The organism is Shigella sp. FC1661, assembly GCF_001712525.1.
Lineage (GTDB): Bacteria > Pseudomonadota > Gammaproteobacteria > Enterobacterales > Enterobacteriaceae > Escherichia > Escherichia coli.
Genome location: NZ_MDGW01000276.1, coordinates 1 through 2,086, shown reverse-complemented (window position 1 = coordinate 2,086; position 2,086 = coordinate 1). Strand labels below are relative to the sequence as shown.

Annotated in this window: 2 protein-coding genes, 1 tRNA gene and 2 pseudogenes; 1 reads left to right on the top strand and 4 read right to left on the bottom strand. The window is 45.7% G+C overall.

Annotated features, from left to right (window positions below; all coding sequences use genetic code 11):
- On the bottom strand, positions 1-159 hold a 159-nt coding region (locus tag BFF42_RS15520), incomplete at its 3' end, for an IS1 family transposase (protein WP_032277379.1).
- Positions 160-187: 28 nt separating this feature from the next.
- A complete protein-coding gene (gene fimZ / locus BFF42_RS15515; protein ID WP_000805427.1) occupies positions 188-787 on the bottom strand; it encodes a fimbria biosynthesis transcriptional regulator FimZ in 600 nt (199 codons plus the stop codon).
- Positions 788-1,029: 242 nt separating this feature from the next.
- Here fimZ and BFF42_RS15510 point away from each other — a divergent pair.
- Positions 1,030-1,106: transfer RNA gene (locus BFF42_RS15510), tRNA-Arg, on the top strand.
- 45 nt (positions 1,107-1,151) lie between these two features.
- Here the strand turns inward: BFF42_RS15510 and envY are convergent.
- Both envY and BFF42_RS15500 read right to left on the bottom strand, forming a co-directional pair.
- Positions 1,152-1,720: pseudogene (envY, locus tag BFF42_RS15505) on the bottom strand (DNA-binding transcriptional regulator EnvY); the annotation flags it as partial.
- 16 nt (positions 1,721-1,736) lie between these two features.
- Positions 1,737-2,086 (bottom strand): annotated as a pseudogene (locus tag BFF42_RS15500) (IS1-like element IS1X2 family transposase); the annotation flags it as partial.

The following is a 2,086-nucleotide window of genomic DNA, read 5'->3' as shown; positions in this document are numbered from 1 at the left end:
GTGCGTACCGGGCTGAGAGGCGGTGTAAGTGAACTGTAGTTGCCATGTTTTACGGCAATGAGAGCAGAGATAGCGCTGATGTCCGGCAGTGCTTTTGCCGTTACGCACCACGCCTTCAGTAGCGGAGCAGGAAGGACATCTGATGGAAATGGAAGCCACGCAAGCACCTTAAAATCACCATCATACACTAAATCAGTAAGTTGGCAGCATTACCCTTGCCATAAATATTAGATTTATGCGCACTAACTGTTTTATTGCTAAGCAATAACTTATCGGCAATTTCTTTATTAGATAATCCGCTAACCAGATAACGTAATATGGTCACTTCACGATTAGATAGCACAGTGACCGTTGAACTATTCGTACTACATTTATTGCTTTTTATATAGTTAAGCGTTTCGCTGGGAAAAAACGTGTATCCGGAGAGGATCATCTGAACGGCATGAAAAATATCATTCTGATCATTGCATTTACTGACAAAACCGTTAGCACCAGCTTGTATCGCTCTGCCAGCATAAAAGCATTCTGATTTCGATGATAAAAATAACACTTTCACTGTGCTCTGGATTTGTTTGATCCTTTTCAGGAAGGTAAAACCGTCTGTTCCGGGCAAGTCTATATCCATAATGATTAAATCAACAGGACGGGTTCGGAGATAATCGATGGTTATGCGGTAATCATCCGTTTTCAGGACAATCTGCAATTCACTGTTTTTTTGCAACAGAACTTCAATAGACATTCTGATGATAGGATGAGTATCCATAATGATCACCGACGTTGGTTTCATAGTTACCAGTCTCATAGGAGCGGACAATTTTCCGTTAGGGCGGTAAATTGTACTTTGATACATGAAAATACGGGTTTTCTTGATTCAGACGCGCAGCGGTGTGCGTTTGTTTGCCGCTATAGCGAAATAAATCAGAAAATCAGACGCGGTCGTTCACTTGTTCAGCAACCAGATCAAAAGCCATTGACTCAGCAAGGGTTGACCGTATAATTCACGCGATTACACCGCATTGCGGTATCAACGCGCCCTTAGCTCAGTTGGATAGAGCAACGACCTTCTAAGTCGTGGGCCGCAGGTTCGAATCCTGCAGGGCGCGCCATTTCTTCTTCATTTATGCCCGTCTTATCCGTTTCCGCTTTGCCCTTCACCACATCACTTTTTGTCGCTGTTTGGCGAGATAATTCAACGGTGTCAGGCCGTAAAACGCCTTAAAAACAGAGATAAAGTACGACGTGCTGCTATAGCCACATAATTGCGCCACCTGAGTGATATTTTTGTTATCCATCAATAACATCTGTACGGCGTAACGCATACGACACTCTGTGACAATCTGGCTATAGCTGGTATTTTCGTTTTTTAATTTCTTTTTGAGCAGGCGGGGCTTAAACATAGCGAACTGGCGACAATTCGCAGATTCCAGTAATGCTGAATATCGCTTTGAATAATGCGGCAGACGCTGTCGCGGACGCTGCTGCGTAAGATATACATCAGTAGGGCAATAAACCGCGATTGCTCAAGAAAGTTAGACAATACGGTAAAAAGTAATGCGCGCGTCAACTCCGCTTCGCAGGGTTTGCTGGGTTGCTGCTTGCTGTGGTTGGCGGCTAGCCGGAACACTTCCGGTGTACGGCTATGACAAGTGATAACCGGGGTTGCCAGCCGCGACCAGGGCTTTACACAGGTTAAGTTCTTATTTAAAAACAACAGATAATCGGGTAATGACTCCAACTTACTGATAGTGTTTTATGTTCAGATAATGCCCGATGACCTTGTCATGCAGCTCCACCGATTTTGAGAACGACAGTGACTTCCGTCCCAGCCTTGCCAGATGTTGTCTCAGATTCAGATTATGTCGCTCAATGCGCTGAGTGTAACGCTTGCTGATAACGTGCAGCTTTCCCTTCAGGCGTGATTCATACAGCGGCCAGCCATCCGTCATCCATACCACGACCTCAAAGGCCGACAGCAGGCTCAGAAGACGCTCCAGTGTGGCCAGAGTGCGTTCACCGAAGACGTGCGCCACAACCGTCCTCCGTATCCTGTCATACGCGTAAAACAGCCAGCGCTGACGTGATTTAG